The 2,767-nt window shown below is 68.2% G+C and carries 2 protein-coding genes; both read left to right on the top strand.

The features are described 5' to 3' along the window. Positions 1 to 86 precede the first annotated feature (86 nt). Complete coding sequence (gene mreD, locus L810_RS41250) at positions 87 to 599, top strand: rod shape-determining protein MreD (protein ID WP_009687274.1); 513 nt, start codon at positions 87 to 89, stop codon at positions 597 to 599. A 108-nt stretch (positions 600 to 707) separates the two neighbouring features. Next, positions 708 to 2,767 (top strand): penicillin-binding protein 2 (gene mrdA, locus L810_RS41245; protein ID WP_042978275.1); only part of this gene is annotated, 2,060 nt, incomplete at its 3' end.

Raw genomic sequence — 2,767 nt, 5'->3', positions numbered from 1 at the left:
AGGCCGGCACCTGCCGCGCCGGCGCCTGCGGCCAAGCCCGCCGCCGCGCCCGCGAAGCCCGCGGCCGGGCAACCAGGAGCCCAGCGATGAATCGCCCGCAATACATCCTGCAGCCGGTCAATCCTTACTTCATCGTCTTCAGCCTCGCCGCCGCGTTCCTGCTGAACCTGATGCCGTGGGGCCGCCTGCCCGGCGTGCCCGACTTCGTCGCGCTCGTGCTGCTGTTCTGGAACATCCACCAGCCGCGCAAGGTCGGGATGGGCGTCGCGTTCGCGCTCGGCATCCTGATGGACGTGCATGACGCGGGGCTGCTCGGCGAGCATGCGCTCGCCTATACGCTGCTGTCGTACGGCGCGATCACGATCCACCGTCGCGTGCTGTGGATGCCGATCGGCGTGCAGGTGCTGTACGTCACGCCGCTGCTGGTCGTCGCGCAGCTCGTCCCGTTCGTGATCCGCCTCGTGATGGGCGCCGCGTTCCCGGGCTGGCGCTACCTGGTCGACGGCTTCGTCGAGGCGGCGCTGTGGCCGATCGCGAGCCACCTGCTGCTGATGCCGCAACGCCGCCCGGTCGATCCGGACGATACGCGCCCCATCTGAACCCGGGGCCTGCCTTGACTACCCGCCGCCTCCACGCCCGCCGCGCTCCGGGGCGGCCCCTCGCCCGCAGCCGCACACCGTGCTGCGGGCCAGATCGATCGTAACCGCATGACCGAATTCAACGACACCCAACAGCAGCTCTCGAAGTTCCGCCTGCGCGTCGCGGCGGCGGGCGTGTTCGTGTTCGTCTGCTTCGGGCTGCTCGCGAGCCGCTTTTTCTACCTGCAGTTGATGCAGCACGGCAAATACGCACTGCAGGCCGAGGAAAACCGCATCTCGGTCGCGCCGATCGTGCCGAACCGCGGGATCATCACCGACCGCAACGGCGTGATCCTCGCGAAGAACTATTCGGCCTATACGCTCGAGATCACGCCGTCGAAGCTCGACGACACGCTCGAGAACACGATCGACAAGCTGTCCGAGATCATCCCGATCGACGCGCGCGACCGCCGCCGCTTCAAGAAGCTGCAGGAAGACTCGAAGAACTTCGAGAGCCTGCCGATCCGCACCCGGCTCACCGACGAGGAAGTCGCGCGCTTCACCGCGCAGCGCTTCCGCTTCCCCGGCGTCGACGTGCGCGCGCGGCTGTTCCGCCAATATCCGCTCGGTACGACGGCCGCGCACGTGATCGGCTACATCGGCCGGATCTCGAAGCGCGACCAGGATCGCATCGACGCGATGAGCGACGACAACGACAGCGACCAGGAAAACTACGATCCGCGCCGCGACGCGAACAACTACAAGGGCACCGACTACATCGGCAAGATCGGCGTCGAGCAGAGCTACGAAACCGAGCTGCACGGGCTGACGGGCTTCGAGGAAGTCGAGGTGACGGCCGGCGGCCGGCCGGTGCGCACGCTGTCGCGCACGCAGGCGACGCCCGGCAACAACCTCGTGCTGTCGCTCGACATCGGGCTGCAGCAGGTCGCCGAGCAGGCGTTCGCCGGCAAGCGCGGCGCGCTGGTCGCGATCGAGCCGAAGACGGGCGACGTGCTCGCGTTCGTGTCGTCGCCGAGTTTCGACCCGAACTCGTTCGTCGACGGCATCGACCAGCAGACCTGGGACGAGCTGAACAACTCGACCGACAAGCCGCTGCTGAACCGCCCGCTGCACGGCACCTACCCGCCCGGCTCGACTTACAAGCCGTTCATGGCGCTCGCCGGCCTGACGCTCGGCAAGCGCACGCCGGGCTGGGGCTTCCAGGATCCCGGCTACTTCACGTTCGGCGGCCACACGTTCCGCAACGACGTGCGCTCGGGCCAGGGCTGGGTCGACATGAACAAGGCGATCATGGTGTCGAACGACACCTACTTCTACATGCTCGCACGCGACCTCGGCGTGAACGCGATCGCGAACTTCATGAAGCCGTTCGGCTTCGGCCAGATCACCGGGATCGACATCCAGGGCGAGGCGCGCGGGATCCTGCCGTCGACCGACTGGAAGAAGAAGGCGTTCAAGAAGGCCGCGCAGCAGAAGTGGTTCGACGGCGAGACGATCAGCCTCGGGATCGGCCAGGGCTACAACTCGTTCACGATCCTGCAGCTCGCGCACGCGACCGCGACGCTCGCGAACAACGGCGTCGTGATGAAGCCTCACCTGGTGAAGGAAATCGAGGATCCGATCACGCGCGGGCGCCGCCTGACCGTGCCGAAGGAAAGCGAAGTGATCCCGCTCAAGCAGGCCGACATCGACGTCGTGAAGCGCGGGATGGAGAACGTGATCGAGAACCCGTCCGGCACCGCGTACAAGGTGTTCCGCGGCGCGCCGTACCTCGCCGCCGGCAAGACCGGCACCGCGCAGGTGTTCTCGCTGCAAGGCTCCAACTACAAGGGCCACCTGCTCGCCGAGCACCTGCGCGACCACGCGCTGTTCATCGCGTACGCACCGGTCGACCATCCGCAGATCGCCGTCGCGCTGGTCGTCGAGAACGGCGGCTGGGGCGCGCAGGCCGCGGGCCCGATCGCGCGCCGCGTGCTCGACTTCTACCTCGTCGACCGCCAGAACCCGCAGAACGAGGCCGCGGCCGTGGCCGCCGCGGCGTCGGCGACCGAACCCGTCAACGCACCGGTGATTGGCGACGCGAACCGGCCCGCCGCCGTCGCGGCCGGCTTCACGGCGCTGCCGCAGCCGGTCGTGCCGAGCGCGGCCAGTGCGGCGGAAGCGGCATC

It is taken from the genome of Burkholderia sp. AU4i (assembly GCF_000466765.1).
GTDB lineage: Bacteria > Pseudomonadota > Gammaproteobacteria > Burkholderiales > Burkholderiaceae > Burkholderia > Burkholderia cepacia.
Note: the sequence above shows the minus strand (reverse complement) of the source record. Positions and strands in the feature narration are given on the sequence as shown.

Excerpts from the sequence above, each read along its gene's own strand:
- mreD (WP_009687274.1), top strand. The coding sequence starts at position 87 with ATGAATCGCCCGCAATACATCCTGCAGCCGGTCAATCCTTACTTCATC.